This window comes from Streptomyces sp. NPDC005774, from assembly GCF_042871645.1.
GTDB classification, from domain to species: domain Bacteria; phylum Actinomycetota; class Actinomycetes; order Streptomycetales; family Streptomycetaceae; genus Streptomyces; species Streptomyces pratens.
In genome coordinates this window covers 253497-267295 of the sequence record NZ_JBIAIV010000003.1, presented here as the reverse complement: position 1 = coordinate 267295, position 13799 = coordinate 253497, and the positions used below count along the sequence as shown (strand labels likewise).

General features: G+C 68.8%; 13 protein-coding genes. 1 reads left to right on the top strand and 12 read right to left on the bottom strand.

Annotated elements, in window-relative coordinates; translation table 11 throughout:
* Nucleotides 1–67 precede the first annotated feature (67 nt).
* Nucleotides 68–1891 carry a glycosyl hydrolase family 18 protein gene (locus tag ACFYQA_RS05190; protein WP_388911700.1) on the top strand — a complete coding sequence of 608 codons (1824 nt, stop codon included), beginning with the start codon at nt 68–70 and terminating at the stop codon, nt 1889–1891.
* Between the two features lie 157 nt (nt 1892–2048).
* Here ACFYQA_RS05190 and ACFYQA_RS05185 read toward each other — a convergent pair whose 3' ends face one another.
* The 12 genes from ACFYQA_RS05185 to glyA form a co-directional block, all read right to left on the bottom strand.
* A complete protein-coding gene (locus tag ACFYQA_RS05185) occupies nt 2049–2495 on the bottom strand; it encodes a DUF2550 domain-containing protein (protein WP_386402138.1) in 447 nt (148 codons plus the stop codon).
* 162 nt (nt 2496–2657) lie between these two features.
* Nucleotides 2658–3032 (bottom strand): F0F1 ATP synthase subunit epsilon, encoded by a 375-nt coding sequence (locus ACFYQA_RS05180; RefSeq protein ID WP_388911697.1) that lies wholly within the window; start codon nt 3030–3032, stop codon nt 2658–2660.
* A 119-nt stretch (nt 3033–3151) separates the two neighbouring features.
* Nucleotides 3152–4588 (bottom strand): F0F1 ATP synthase subunit beta, encoded by a 1437-nt coding sequence (gene atpD, locus ACFYQA_RS05175; RefSeq protein ID WP_388911694.1) that lies wholly within the window; start codon nt 4586–4588, stop codon nt 3152–3154.
* Nucleotides 4588–5505 carry a F0F1 ATP synthase subunit gamma gene (locus ACFYQA_RS05170; RefSeq protein WP_388911691.1) on the bottom strand — a complete coding sequence of 306 codons (918 nt, stop codon included), beginning with the start codon at nt 5503–5505 and terminating at the stop codon, nt 4588–4590. Before ACFYQA_RS05170 ends, atpD begins: the two co-directional genes overlap by 1 nt.
* A 23-nt stretch (nt 5506–5528) precedes the next feature.
* Nucleotides 5529–7121: a F0F1 ATP synthase subunit alpha gene (gene atpA, locus ACFYQA_RS05165; protein ID WP_388911688.1), complete on the bottom strand. Its 1593-nt coding sequence runs from the start codon at nt 7119–7121 to the stop codon at nt 5529–5531.
* A 165-nt stretch (nt 7122–7286) separates the two neighbouring features.
* The gene (locus tag ACFYQA_RS05160) at nt 7287–8102 is read right to left on the bottom strand and encodes a F0F1 ATP synthase subunit delta (RefSeq protein WP_388911685.1); all 816 of its coding nucleotides are present in this window, start codon (nt 8100–8102) and stop codon (nt 7287–7289) included.
* A complete protein-coding gene (locus tag ACFYQA_RS05155) occupies nt 8099–8644 on the bottom strand; it encodes a F0F1 ATP synthase subunit B (protein WP_388911682.1) in 546 nt (181 codons plus the stop codon). The genes ACFYQA_RS05160 and ACFYQA_RS05155 overlap by 4 nt, the downstream gene beginning before the upstream one ends.
* Nucleotides 8645–8688: 44 nt before the next feature.
* Nucleotides 8689–8919, bottom strand: a complete 231-nt coding sequence (gene atpE, locus ACFYQA_RS05150) for an ATP synthase F0 subunit C (RefSeq protein WP_055626258.1) — start codon at nt 8917–8919, stop codon at nt 8689–8691.
* Between the two features lie 68 nt (nt 8920–8987).
* Nucleotides 8988–9809, bottom strand: coding sequence for a F0F1 ATP synthase subunit A (gene atpB, locus ACFYQA_RS05145; protein WP_388911678.1), 822 nt, complete (start codon nt 9807–9809; stop codon nt 8988–8990).
* A gap of 225 nt (nt 9810–10034) precedes the next feature.
* Nucleotides 10035–10487 (bottom strand): hypothetical protein, encoded by a 453-nt coding sequence (locus tag ACFYQA_RS05140; protein ID WP_388911675.1) that lies wholly within the window; start codon nt 10485–10487, stop codon nt 10035–10037.
* Between the two features lie 318 nt (nt 10488–10805).
* On the bottom strand, nt 10806–12194 hold the full coding sequence (locus ACFYQA_RS05135; protein ID WP_388911672.1) for an MraY family glycosyltransferase: 1389 nt from the start codon (nt 12192–12194) through the stop codon (nt 10806–10808).
* A gap of 228 nt (nt 12195–12422) precedes the next feature.
* Complete coding sequence (gene glyA / locus ACFYQA_RS05130) at nt 12423–13673, bottom strand: serine hydroxymethyltransferase (protein WP_388911669.1); 1251 nt, start codon at nt 13671–13673, stop codon at nt 12423–12425.
* Nucleotides 13674–13799 lie beyond the last annotated feature (126 nt).

Below are 13799 nucleotides of genomic sequence, written 5' to 3'. Positions count from 1 at the left end.
GCACCGTGAGTGTGAAGGCTCAGTCATGCCCACGGCGACATCCGTCACCCCACAAAGGAGGCGCGGTATGCGCTTCAGACACAGAGCTGTGGCAGGGTTCGCCACCCTGCTCCTCCCCCTCTCCGCTCTCGTCGCCCTCGCGAGCCCCGCCCAGGCCGCGACCTCGGCGACCGCCACCTACGCCAAGACCCAGGACTGGGGCACCGGCTTCGAGGGCAAGTGGACGGTGAAGAACACCGGCACCACCGCCCTCAGCTCCTGGACCGTCGAGTGGGACTTCCCCTCCGGTACCTCCGTCACCTCCGCCTGGGACGCCGACGTGACGTCCTCGGGCAATCACTGGACCGGCAAGAACAAGTCCTGGAACGGCACCCTCGCCCCCGGCGCCTCCATCAGCTTCGGCTTCAACGGCTCCGGCACCGGCGCCCCCGCCGGCTGCAAGCTCAACGGCGGCAGCTGCGACGGCACCTCCGTCCCCGGCGACGCGGCACCCTCCGCGCCCGGCACACCCTCCGCCTCCAACGTGACGGACACCTCGGTACGGCTGTCCTGGTCCGCGGCCACCGACGACAAGGGCGTCAAGAACTACGACGTCCTGCGCGACGGCGCCAAGGTCGCCACCGTGACCGGCACCTCGTACACGGACAACGGCCTGCGCAAGGGCACCGACTACTCGTACAGCGTGCAGGCCCGTGACACCGCCGACCAGACCGGCCCGGTCAGCGGCTCGGTGCGGGTCCGCACCACCGGCAACACCGAGGAACCGCCGCCCACCGGCGACAAGGTCAAGCTCGGCTACTTCACCGAGTGGGGCGTCTACGGCCGCAACTACCACGTCAAGAACCTGGTGACGTCCGGCTCGGCCGCCAAGATCACGCACATCAACTACGCGTTCGGCAACGTCGTCAACGGCCAGTGCAAGCTCGACGACGCCTACGCCGCCACCGACAAGGCCTACACCGCGGACCAGTCCGTCAGCGGCACCGCCGACACCTGGGACCAACCGCTGCGCGGCAACTTCAACCAGCTGCGCCAGCTGAAGGCGAAGTACCCGCACATCAAGGTGCTGTACTCGTTCGGCGGCTGGACCTACTCCGGCGGCTTCGGCCAGGCCGCGCAGAACCCGGCCGCCTTCGCCAAGTCCTGCAAGGGCGTCGTGGAGGACCCGCGCTGGGCCGACGTCTTCGACGGCATCGACATCGACTGGGAGTACCCGAACGCCTGCGGCCTCACCTGTGACACCAGTGGTCCGGCGGCGTTCAAGAACCTCTCCCAGGCCCTGCGCGCCGAGTTCGGCAAGAACTACCTGGTCACCGCCGCGATCACCGCGGACGGCTCCTCGGGCGGCAAGATCGACGCGGCCGACTACGGCGGCGCCGCCCAGTACCTCGACTGGTACAACGTGATGACCTACGACTACTTCGGCGCCTTCGACAAGGACGGCCCCACGGCCCCCCACTCGCCGCTGACCTCGTACAACGGCATCCCGCAGGACGGCTTCAACTCCGCGGCCGCGATCTCCAAGCTGAAGGCGAAGGGCGTCCCGGCGAGCAAGCTGCTGCTCGGCATCGGCTTCTACGGCCGCGGCTGGACCGGCGTCACCCAGGCCGCCCCCGGCGGCGCGGCCACCGGTCCGGCGCCCGGCACCTACGAGGCCGGCATCGAGGACTACAAGATCCTCAAGAACAGCTGCCCGGCCACCGGCACCGTCGCCGGCACGGCCTACGCCCACTGCGGCGGCAACTGGTGGTCCTACGACACCCCCGCCACCATCGCCGGCAAGATGAGCTGGGCCAAGAACCAGGGCCTGGGCGGCGCCTTCTTCTGGGAGTTCAGCGGTGACACCGCGAACGGTGAGCTGGCCACCGCCATCGACAGCGGCCTGAGGTAACCCCCTGAGGTAATCCACGGCCCGCAGCAACAGTGCTCCCCCGGACCCCGTCCGGGGGAGCACGCGCGTGTCCGGCGCCCGGCTACGCGACGTTCACCCTCCCCCAACAGCTCCGCTGCCGGGGGCACCCCCACCCAGCGGGGCCCTGAACGTCGCTCTACGCGACGTTCACCCGCTGGCCGGGCGGGGCCGCCTCCAGCCAGGCGAGGAAACCGGTCAGCGCGTCGTCGCTCATCGCGAGCTCCAGCCGCCTGCCCCGGTGCAGACAGGCGAGGATCACCGCGTCCGACAGCAACGCCAGTTCCTCCTCGCCCTCGGGCACCCGGCGGCCGGCCACCTCGATCTCCGAACGCTCCAGGACGCGGCGCGGACGCGGCGCGTAGGAGAAGACGCGGAACCATTCCACCCGGTCGCCGTTGTAGCGGGCCACCCCGTACGCCCAGCCCTTGCCGCCGGAGCCGCCCGGCTCCGGGGCGTCCCAGCGCAGGCTGCAGTCGAAGGTCCCGCCGGAACGCTGGATGAGGCGGCGGCGCAGACCGAAGACGAAGAGTCCCACCACCACGAGAGCCACGACACTTCCGCACACAGTCAGAGCGAGGACCATCGACACCGACCTCCTCGTCTCCTAGGTAACGGAACGGAAAAATCATCCAGATCTGCCTCAGCCGCGACCGGGTCCGGATCGCTCCGGTCCCAGCCGCGGCTGAGTGACGTCATCGTACGGCTCCCCCGGGTCCTGGGAGGACCTGGAAGGTACCTCGGTCGTTCAGCGCGCCGTCGCCGCGCGCATGCGTACGTCCGCGCGGCGCTCCGCCGAGGCGTCGGCCTCCGACTTCGCGCGCTCGAGCGCCCGCTCCGCGCGCTGGACGTCGATCTCCTCCGACAGCTCGGCGATCTCCGCCAGCAGCGACAGCTTGTCGTCCGCGAACGAGATGAAACCGCCGTGCACCGCGGCGACGACCGTCCCGCCCTCGCTCGTACGGATGGTCACCGGGCCCGACTCCAGCACACCGAGCAGCGGCTGGTGACCGGGCATGACGCCGATGTCGCCGGACGTGGTGCGCGCGACGACCAGGGTGGCCTCGCCGGACCAGACCTCTCGGTCGGCCGCGACCAGCGCGACGTGCAGCTCAGCAGCCAAGATGGCTCCTCGGGTCACCACCCGGCAGGTCCGCCGGGTGTTGGTTACAAGTCTAATGGGCGTGGATCGGGGGGCGGGACGGTGCCCCGCCCCCCGATTCGGATCACTCGAGCACGGGCTCAGGAGACGCCCAGCTCCTTCGCGTTGTTCTTGAGGTCCTCGATGCCACCGCAGAGGAAGAACGCCTGCTCCGGGAAGTGGTCGTACTCGCCGTCGCAGATCGCGTTGAACGCGGTGATCGACTCGTCCAGCGACACGTCCGAACCGTCCACGCCGGTGAACTGCTTGGCGACGTGGGTGTTCTGGGACAGGAAGCGCTCCACGCGACGGGCACGGTGGACGGCGAGCTTGTCCTCCTCGCCGAGCTCGTCGATACCGAGGATCGCGATGATGTCCTGCAGGTCCTTGTACTTCTGCAGGATGTTCTTCACCCGCATGGCCGTGTCGTAGTGGTCCTGCGCGATGTAGCGCGGGTCCAGGATGCGGGACGTGGAGTCCAGCGGGTCCACGGCCGGGTAGATGCCCTTCTCGGAGATCGGACGGGAGAGCACCGTCGTCGCGTCGAGGTGGGCGAAGGTGGTGGCCGGCGCCGGGTCGGTCAGGTCGTCCGCGGGAACGTAGATCGCCTGCATCGAGGTGATCGAGTGACCGCGGGTCGAGGTGATGCGCTCCTGGAGGAGACCCATCTCGTCGGCCAGGTTCGGCTGGTAGCCCACCGCGGAGGGCATACGGCCGAGCAGGGTCGAGACCTCGGAACCGGCCTGCGTGAAGCGGAAGATGTTGTCGATGAAGAACAGCACGTCCTGCTTCTGGACGTCACGGAAGTACTCGGCCATGGTGAGGCCGGCCAGCGCGACGCGCAGACGGGTGCCCGGCGGCTCGTCCATCTGACCGAAGACCAGGGCGGTCTTGTCGATGACGCCCGACTCGCTCATCTCGTCGATGAGGTCGTTGCCCTCACGGGTGCGCTCACCGACGCCGGCGAACACGGACACACCGTCGTGGTTGTTGGCGACGCGGTAGATCATCTCCTGGATGAGCACCGTCTTGCCGACACCGGCACCGCCGAACAAGCCGATCTTGCCACCCTTGACGTACGGGGTGAGCAGGTCGATGACCTTGACGCCGGTCTCGAACATCTCGGTCTTCGACTCGAGCTCGTCGAAGTTCGGCGCCTTGCGGTGGATCGGCCAGCGCTCGCCCGTGTAGGACTCGTCGCTGTTCAGCACCTCACCGAGGGTGTTGAACACCTTGCCCTTGGTGAAGTCGCCGACGGGGACGGAGATGGCCGAGCCCGTGTCGGTCACCGCGGCCTGGCGGACCAGACCGTCGGTGGGCTGCATGGAGATGGTGCGGACCAGGCCGCCGCCCAGGTGCTGGGCCACCTCGAGCGTCAGCGTCTTGAGCTCGCCCGCGTTCGCCGGGTCGGCGACCTCGACGTGCAGGGCGTTGTAGATCTCCGGCATCGTGTCGACGGGGAACTCCACGTCGACGACCGGGCCGATGACCCGGGCGACACGGCCCGTGGCCGTCGCGGTCTCAACAGTGGTGGTCATTAATTGTCACTCCCCGCGTTTGCGTCGGCCAGAGCGCCTGCGCCACCGACGATCTCGCTGATTTCCTGGGTGATTTCGGCCTGGCGGGCCGCGTTGGCAAGACGGGAGAGCGTGTCGATCAGCTCACCCGCGTTGTCGGTGGCCGACTTCATCGCGCGCCGTGTGGCGGCGTGCTTCGAAGCGGCCGACTGGAGCAGCGCGTTGTAGATGCGGCTCTCCACGTAGCGCGGCAGGAGGGCGTCGAGGACGTCCTCCGCCGAGGGCTCGAAGTCGTACAGCGGAAGGATCTCGTCCTTGGCGGACGTCTCCTCCACGACCTCTTCGAGACGGAGCGGAAGCATCCGGGAACCGACCGCGGCCTGCGTCATCATCGAGACGAACTCGGTGTAGACGATGTGGAGTTCGTCCACACCCCCGTCCGCCGTCTCCTTCTCGATGGTCTCGATCAGCGGCGCCGCGACCTTCTTGGCGTCCGCGTACGAGGGCTCGTCGGTGAAACCGGTGAACGACTCCGCGACCGTGCGCTCGCGGAAGTTGTAGTGCGCCAGACCACGGCGGCCGACGATGTACGTGTCGACCTCCTTGCCCTCACGCTCGAGACGCTCGGTCAGCTGCTCCGCCGCCTTGATCGCGTTGGCGTTGAAGGCGCCGGCGAGGCCGCGGTCGCTCGTGAGGAGCAGGACCGCGACACGCGTCGGGTTCTCCGCCTCCGTCGTCAGCGGATGCTTGGCGTCCGAACCGGTGCCGACCGCCGTGACCGCACGGGTCAGTTCGTCGGCGTACGGCGTGGAGGACCGCACCTTGCGCTGCGCCTTGACGACGCGCGAGGCGGCGATCATCTCCATCGCCTTGGTGATCTTCTTGGTCGCGGTGACGGATCGGATGCGACGCTTGTAGACCCGGAGCTGGGCTCCCATGAGTCAGGTCCCTTCCTTGAACGTCACTTGGCGGCAGCGGCCGGAGCGTCCTCGCCGAGCAGCTTGCCGTCGCCCGTCTCGAACTGCTTCTTGAAGGCCGCGACCGCGTCGCCCACGGCCTGGATGGTGTCGTCCGACATCTTGGCGCCCTCGCGGATGGAGGTCATGAGGCCCTGCTCGCTGCGGTGCAGGTACTCGTGCAGCTCCTTCTCGAAGCGGCGGATGTCGGCGACCGGCACGTCGTCCATCTTGCCGGTGGTGCCGGCCCAGACGGAGACGACCTGGTCCTCGGTGGCCATCGGCTGGTACTGGTCCTGCTTCAGCAGCTCGACCAGGCGCTGACCGCGCTCCAGCTGGGCCTTCGAGGCGGCGTCCAGGTCGGAACCGAAGGCGGCGAACGCCTCCAGCTCACGGTACTGGGCGAGTTCCAGGCGCAGTCGGCCGGAGACCTGGCGCATCGCCTTGTGCTGGGCGGAACCACCCACGCGGGAGACCGAGATACCGACGTTCAGGGCCGGACGCTGACCGGCGTTGAACAGGTCGGACTCCAGGAAGCACTGGCCGTCGGTGATGGAGATGACGTTGGTCGGGATGAACGCCGACACGTCGTTCGCCTTGGTCTCGACGATCGGCAGACCGGTCATCGAGCCGGCACCCATCTCGTCGGAGAGCTTGGCGCAACGCTCCAGCAGACGGGAGTGCAGGTAGAAGACGTCGCCCGGGTAGGCCTCGCGGCCCGGCGGGCGGCGCAGCAGCAGGGAGACGGCGCGGTAGGCGTCGGCCTGCTTCGACAGGTCGTCGAAGATGATCAGGACGTGCTTGCCGTCGTACATCCACTGCTGGCCGATGGCCGAACCGGTGTACGGCGCCAGGTACTTGAAGCCGGCCGGGTCGGACGCCGGGGAGGCGACGATGGTCGTGTACTCCAGGGCACCGTTCTCCTCCAGCGCGCGGCGGACCGACGCGATGGTGGAGCCCTTCTGGCCGATGGCGACGTAGATGCAGCGGACCTGCTTGTTCACGTCGCCCGTGCGCCAGTTGTCACGCTGGTTGATGATCGTGTCCACGGCCAGCGCGGTCTTGCCGGTGCCGCGGTCGCCGATGACCAGCTGACGCTGGCCGCGGCCGACCGGGGTCATGGCGTCGACGGCCTTGTAGCCCGTCTCCATCGGCTCGTGCACCGACTTGCGGTCCATGACCGTGGGGGCCTGCAGTTCGAGGGCGCGGCGGCCCTCGGTCTCGATCTCGCCGAGGCCGTCGATCGGGTTGCCGAGCGGGTCGACCACGCGGCCGAGGTAGCCCTCGCCCACGGCGACGGACAGGACCTCACCGGTGCGGGAGACCGGCTGGCCCTCCTCGATGCCGCTGAACTCACCGAGGACGACGGCACCGATCTCGCGCTCCTCGAGGTTGAGGGCGAGGCCGAGGGTGCCGTCCTCGAACTTCAGCAGCTCGTTGGCCATGGCCGAGGGAAGTCCCTCGATCTTGGCGATACCGTCGCCGGCGACGGTGACCGTGCCGACTTCCTCGCGCGAGGCCGCGTCCGGCTTGTACGACTGGACGAAGTTCTCCAGCGCGTCCCGGATCTCCTCCGGCCGGATCGTGAGCTCCGCCATCTGAGTTCCCTGCTCTCCTTGTTGGGCCCGAAGTTTCACTTTGGGGGGATGTGGACTCCCCCCGGAAAGAGGTGAATCCTCTGCACGGCCCAACCAGGGCCGTAGGTACGTGCTACGTGTTCAGTTGCCGCGTCCGTCGCGTCGTTCGCGACTGCCGCGTGAGGGCTAGCTCGCCAGGCGGCGGCTCGCGTCCTCCAGCCGGTCCGCGAGGGAACCGTTGATGAGCTCGTCGCCGACCTGCACCCGCATCCCGCCGACGACCGAGGGGTCGACGTCGAGGTTGAGGTGCATGGGGCGGCCGTAGAGCTTCGCGAGGGCGGCGCCGAGGCGCTGCTTCTGCGTGTCGCTCAGCGGCACCGCGGAGGTGACGACGGCCACCATGCGGTTGCGGCGCTCGGCGGCGAGCTTGGACAGGGACTCGAGTCCCGCTTCCAGGCTACGTCCGCGGGGCGCGTTGACCAGACGCGTCACCAGACGCTCGGTGGTCGCGTTCGCCCTGCGTCCGAGCAGGCTGTGCAGCAGCTCGCTCTTGGCCGGGGCGGTGGCCTTGCGGTCGGTCAGCGCGGCGCGCAGGTCGTTGTTCGCGGAGACGATCCGGCCGAACCGGAACAGCTCGTCCTCGACGGTGTCGAGTGCGCCCGCCTTCTGCGCGGCGGTGAGGTCGGCGAGGTCGGCCAGCTCCTCGAGTGCGTCCACCAGGTCGCGGGGCTGCGACCAGCGGGAGCGCACCATGCCGGCGACCAGGTCGGCGGCGTTGCCGCTGAGCTGGGTGCCGAGCAGGCGCTGGGCCAGGTCCGCCTTGTTCTCACCGGGCTGCGCCGGGTCGGTGAGGACCCGGCGCAGCGACACCTCGCGGTGGAGCAGCGCGGTGACGGCGGCCAGCTCTTCGGCGAGCGAGCCGGCGTCCACGGACGTGGAGTCCGTCAGCGCGTCGAGACGCTCACGTGCTGCTGCCAGGGCCTCGCGGCTCGCTCCGTTCATCGTGCGGCCTCGGCCTTCTGGTCGAGGTCGTCGAGGAAGCGGTCGATCACACGGCTCTGCCGGGCGTGGTCCTCGAGGGACTCGCCGACGAGCTTGCCGGCCAGGTCGGTGGCGATCTTGCCCACGTCCTGGCGCAGCACGGACGCGGCGGCCTTGCGGTCCGCCTCGATCTGTGCGTGACCTGCGGCGATGATGTCCTCGCGCTGCCGCTGGCCTTCCGCGCGCATCTCGGCGATGAGCGTGGCGCCCTGCTCCTGCGCCTCCTGGCGCAGACGCGCGGCCTCGTGCCGGGCCTCGGCGAGCTGAGCCTTGTACTGCTCAAGGACGCTCGATGCCTCGGTCTGAGCGGCCTCGGCCTTCTCGATACCGCCTTCGATGGACTCGCGGCGCTCTTCCAGAACCTTGTTGATGTTCGGGAGGAGCTTCTTGGCGAGGATGCCGAAGACGATGACGAAGGCGAGCAGGCCGATGACGAGCTCGGGGATCGGCGGGACGAGGGGGTTCTGCAGCTCCTCGGCCGCGATATGAAGCAGTGGGCTCATATCAGAGTGCCTTTCGTCTGGTGAGCCGGTCGCGGGTCGGTTGCTTACGGGCCGTAGACGAAGGGCATGACCAGACCGATCAGGGCGAGCGCCTCACAGAAGGCGAAACCGAGGATCTGGTTGGCGCGGATCAGGCCGGCGGCCTCGGGCTGACGGGCGAGGGCCTCGGTGCCCTTGGCGAAGATCATGCCGACGCCGATGCCGGGGCCGAACGCGGCGATGCCGTAGCCGACGGACGCGATGGAGCCGGTGACGGCGGCCAGGGTGTAGGACATTCCGGTTCTTCCTTTTCTTCACGGGCCGGTGGGGGTGGGCCACCGGTCGAATGGGGGGTGCGGGACGCTCAGTGCTGCTCGGCGAGCGCGCCCTGGAGGTAGGTAACGGTCAGCAGGACGAAGACATACGCCTGCAGGGCCTGGATGAAGAGCTCGAAGACGGTCATCACCAGGACCATCACGAACGAGACGCCGGCGTAGGCGATCCCGATGCCGTTCAGCAGGTACCAGCTGGCGATGGTGAACAGCACCAGCAGGATGTGACCCGCGAACATGTTCGCGAAGAGTCGCACAGCGTGGGTGAACGGCCGCACGAGCAGGTTCGAGAAGGCCTCGATCAGCATGACGACCGGCAACGCCGCACCGAGCGACTTGTCGTAGCCGGTGAAGTTCTTCAGGGCGCCGACGAAGCCGTGCCGCTTGAAGGTCAGCGAGACCCACATGACGTAGACGAGCAGCGCGAGCCCCAGCGGGTAGGCGAAGATCGACGTCACCGGGAGCTGGGCGAGCGGGATGATCGACCAGAGGTTCATCATCCAGACGAAGAAGAACAGCGCGACGACGAACGGGACGTACTTCTCGCCCTCGCGCTTGCCCATCGTCTCGTAGACGACGCCCCGGCGGACGAAGTCGTAGCCCGTCTCGGCGACCATCTGGAGCTTGCCGGGGACGACCTGGGGACGGCGGAACGCCGCCCAGAAGAAGCCGATGATGATGATCGAGCCGAGGAGCGCCAGCAGCATCGTTTTGTTGAAGTACACGCTGCTGTCGCCGTCGCCCCAGATGGGCTCGAACAGGAACGAGTGCAGCCCGGGAGACGGGAAGCCACAACCGTCGAAAATGTGGCAGTCGGTCTCGAAGGCGAGCACCTGTGTCGGGTCAGCACTCACCGCGGGCTCCTTCAGCGTGGCGCATGGATTCGGCAACCTCGTGGTGTCGGCGCGGCACGGGGCCGCGGTTCGGCACGGGACTGGTGTTACGGATGGGAGTGCGGCGATGGGGCATCTCGCCTCGCGATGTGACAGGCGTCAGCGTGGATGCCCGCGCCCGCGATGCCGCAGTTGGCACCGGACGATAGCAGGGTCTGCCATGCGCCCTTATCCCGGCCCTACGCCTCACGACGGGCGCCTCGTCGTTTCCTTCTCGTCGGTCGCGTTCCCGGTCGGCGTCGCCGGATCGGGGTCCACGTAGAAGGTCTTGGCCTTCATCGTGGCGCGTGCTTGCGCGGCGACCCAGGTGAGGGTGGAGGCGAGCAGCGAGAGGGCGAAGACCTTCGGATGGAAGAGCGTCGTGTCCTTGAAGAGCGCGATGAAGACGAAGATCAGCAGGATCTGCGTCATGTACATCATCAGCCCCATCGCCTGGAACAGATGCGGCACCGACCTGGCGATCCAATGAAGGACGTACAGGCCCGTACCCATGAGCAGGATCACGAGCAGTGCCCCGACGACCGCTCCGATCGCCCCCTGGCCGCCTTCGACGGCAGCACCGACCGCGACCGCGACCGCACCGACGGCAGCGGTGGGTACGGCGGCCTGAATCAGGATCCGGACGTCGTTGGACGGCATGACGGAACTCCGCATGTTTGGAACAGGGGGCAAAGGATGGTCGTCAGGGACGAGCGTAGTCCCCCGGATGGAGTGTGTTTCCCCCCACCGACGAACCGTCGCACTGCGGTCCTTCGGCGCTCTCCGGCGAGACTCGTGAACGATATCACAAACTATTTGATGCAGTCTTTACCTAAAGACTCCGCATGAAGTCACACATGAGAGTGAGCCTGCGCCCCGGAGAGTGCAAGGGGTCGACTTGTCTGGTATTGGGGTGCTTCACTCCACCAAGGGGGCCCCATCGGGGCCCCACGACTTGGCAATGCTCTAGTCGGATTCTTACCTTGACCGTGACGTGGCCGTGCCCTCGGTGGAAGCCGCCGGCCTTCCCCGGTCGCCCATACGTGCGCGGTGGCCCAGGGCGGTCGCGCCATTGACCCCGGAGACCCCGGCGGTCACCGGGGTGCGGTGGTCGGCTGCGGCGTGCTCGTCCGTCTCGGGCTCGGCGGCCGTGCCCGTGGCTGCCTCGGTGACGGCCTGGGAGGGCTGTGCGGCGGCCCGGCGACGCCGGTAGCGCGGCGGCACGATGTGCTGCGCCCACATCGGGGCGCGCGGGGTGAACCGGGGCAGCAGGAGCAGCAGCAGACCGAGGGCGCTCAGGATGACCACGCTCAGCACGATCCACATGGACGCCGAGTTGACCGAGTAGGCGAGCGCTCCGAAGCCGATCAGCGCCGACCAGAAGTACATGATCAGCACCGCCCTGCTGTGCGAGTGGCCGATCTCCAGCAGGCGGTGGTGCAGATGGCCCCGGTCCGCGGCGAACGGCGACTGGCCGCGCCAGGTGCGCCGCACAATGGCCAGGATCAGGTCGGCGGCCGGCACCGCGATGATCGTCAGCGGCAGCAGCAGCGGGATGTAGACCGGCACCGTCTGGTGCACGGCCTCCTTCTCCCCGCCCGCGTACAGGTTCAGCGCGTCCGGGTCGACCTGGCCTGTGATGGAGATCGCACCGGCGGCGAGGACCAGACCGATCAGCATGGAGCCGGAGTCGCCCATGAAGATCCGCGCGGGATGGATGTTGTGCGGCAGGAAGCCCAGGCACATGCCCATCAGGATCGCCGAGAACAGCGTCGCCGGGGCGGCCGCCTCGATGCCGTACGAGTACCAGATGCGGTACGCGTACAGGAAGAACGCCGCCCCCGCGATGCACACCATGCCGGCCGCGAGACCGTCCAGGCCGTCGACGAAGTTGACCGCGTTGATGGTGATGACGACCAGGGCGACGGTGAGCAGGGTGCCCTGCCACTGGGTGAGCGCGACCGAGCCGACGCCCGGGACGGGCAGCCACAGGATCGTCAGACCCTGCATGACCATCACACCGGCGGCGATCATCTGCCCACCCAGTTTGATCAGGGCGTCGATCTCGAACTTGTCGTCCAGCACACCGATCAGCCAGATCAGCGCCGCCCCGGAGAGCAGCGCCCGCGGCTCGTTGGACTCGTCGAAGAGGTGGCTGAGGTTGGTGAGGTTGTCGGCGACCAGCAGTCCCGCGCACAGTCCGAAGAACATGGCGATCCCGCCGAGTCGCGGAGTGGGTTCCCGGTGCACGTCACGTGCCCGGATCTCCGGCATCGCCCCCGCCACGATCGCGAATTTCCGTACCGGCCCGGTCAGCAGGTACGTCACCGCGGCCGTGATGCAGAGCGTCAGCAGGTATTCACGCACGGGCTTCCCCACAGATCTCGCTGGCCATCACAGCTCCACACCCTAGCGAGGGACGCATACGGGTGAGGACTTCCGGGTAGCGAAGATGGTTGCACGTGTGGCTGTGCGAAGGCCCGGGCACACGGTGCGCCTGCCCCGCATCGGCACCGGTACGGTACGAAACCGCGAACGGCCCGGGACGTCCTGACCCGGTCTCTACCGATCTCTACCGGTCTCGGCAAGGGATTCTCAGCCGGGATACGGATAGGGCGGGAAGCCCGCGGTCAGTTCGCGGACGTCCGCGCGGGCCCGTGCCGGATCGGTGCCGCCCCGCAGGACGCTCGCCAGCAGCCCGGCGATCAGTGTCATCTCCGGCTCCCTCATACCCTGTGTGGTCACCGCCGCGGTGCCCAGGCGCAGTCCGCGGGCGTCGGCGTGCGGCAGGGCGCAGCAGTCCAGGACCAGGCCGGCCGCCGCGAGCCGGCCGCGGGCGTCACGCCCGTCGACGCCGAGCGGAGCCGGGTCGGCGGTGATCAGGTGGGTGTCCGTGCCGCCGGTGGTGACGACCAGTCCCTCGCCTGCCAGGCCCTCGGCGAGGGCCCGCGCATTGGCGACCACCTGGTGGGCGTACGCGGCGAAGGCCGGGGTCGCCGCCTCCCCGAACGCGACCGCCTTGGCCGCGATGGTGTGCATCTGGGCCCCGCCCTGGGTGAAGGGGAAGACCGCGCGGTCGACCCGTCCGGCCAGCTCCGCACCGCACAGGAGCATGCCGCCGCGCGGCCCGCGCAGCACCTTGTGCGTGGTCGCGCAGACGATGTCCGCGTACGGGACCGGGCTGGGGGCGGCTCCCCCGGCGACGAGGCCGATGGGGTGCGCGGCGTCCGCGATGAGGTAGGCGCCCACCTCGTCGGCGACCTCGCGGAAGAAGGCGTGGTCGATGTGGCGGGGGTAGGCGATGGAGCCGCAGACGATCGCCTTGGGGTGGTGGGTACGGGCGAGGGTACGGACCTGTGCGTGGTCGATCAGGCCGGTCTCGGCGTCCACGCCGTAGCCGACGAAGTCGAACCAGCGGCCGGAGAAGTTCGCGGGCGAGCCGTGGGTGAGATGGCCGCCGTGGGCCAGGCCGAGGGCGAGGACGGTGTCCCCGGGGCGCAGCAGGGCGGCGTAGGCGGCCAGCACGGCCGACGATCCGGAGTGTGTCTGGACGTTGGCGTGGTCGGCGCCGAAGAGTGCCTTGGCCCGCTCGACGGCGAGGCGTTCGGCGACGTCGACGATCTCGCAGCCACCGTGATGCCGGGCGCCCGGGTATCCCTCGGCGTACTTGTTGGCGAGCGGTGAGCCGAGGGCGGCCAGTACGGCGGATGAGGTGAAGTTCTCGGCGGCGATCAGCTGGAGTGTGGTCGCCTGCCGCTCGCGCTCGGCGTGCAGGATCTCGGCGAGTTCGGGGTCCTGCCGGCGCAGAACTCCGGACTCGCCCTCGAGGGCGTGGGTGACCGTCATGGTGGGCTCCCGGACGTCGGCTCTGACGTACGACCAATGTAGGCCCGCCGCCCCCACCCCGCTCGGCTGCCACACCCTCCCGGGCAGCCCCGGAGGCCACCCGGGGGACAGCGACTTCACGACCCG

Bases quoted from the DNA above. Each gene is read 5' to 3' on its own strand.
- ACFYQA_RS05190 (WP_388911700.1), top strand. From the start codon at position 68: ATGCGCTTCAGACACAGAGCTGTGGCAGGGTTCGCCACCCTGCTCCTC.
- ACFYQA_RS05185 (WP_386402138.1), bottom strand. From the start codon at position 2,495: ATGGTCCTCGCTCTGACTGTGTGCGGAAGTGTCGTGGCTCTCGTGGTG.
- atpD (WP_388911694.1), bottom strand. From the start codon at position 4,588: ATGACCACCACTGTTGAGACCGCGACGGCCACGGGCCGTGTCGCCCGG.
- ACFYQA_RS05170 (WP_388911691.1), bottom strand. From the start codon at position 5,505: ATGGGAGCCCAGCTCCGGGTCTACAAGCGTCGCATCCGATCCGTCACC.
- atpA (WP_388911688.1), bottom strand. From the start codon at position 7,121: ATGGCGGAGCTCACGATCCGGCCGGAGGAGATCCGGGACGCGCTGGAG.
- ACFYQA_RS05160 (WP_388911685.1), bottom strand. From the start codon at position 8,102: ATGAACGGAGCGAGCCGCGAGGCCCTGGCAGCAGCACGTGAGCGTCTC.
- ACFYQA_RS05155 (WP_388911682.1), bottom strand. From the start codon at position 8,644: ATGAGCCCACTGCTTCATATCGCGGCCGAGGAGCTGCAGAACCCCCTC.
- atpE (WP_055626258.1), bottom strand. From the start codon at position 8,919: ATGTCCTACACCCTGGCCGCCGTCACCGGCTCCATCGCGTCCGTCGGC.
- ACFYQA_RS05140 (WP_388911675.1), bottom strand. From the start codon at position 10,487: ATGCCGTCCAACGACGTCCGGATCCTGATTCAGGCCGCCGTACCCACC.
- glyA (WP_388911669.1), bottom strand. From the start codon at position 13,673: ATGACGGTCACCCACGCCCTCGAGGGCGAGTCCGGAGTTCTGCGCCGG.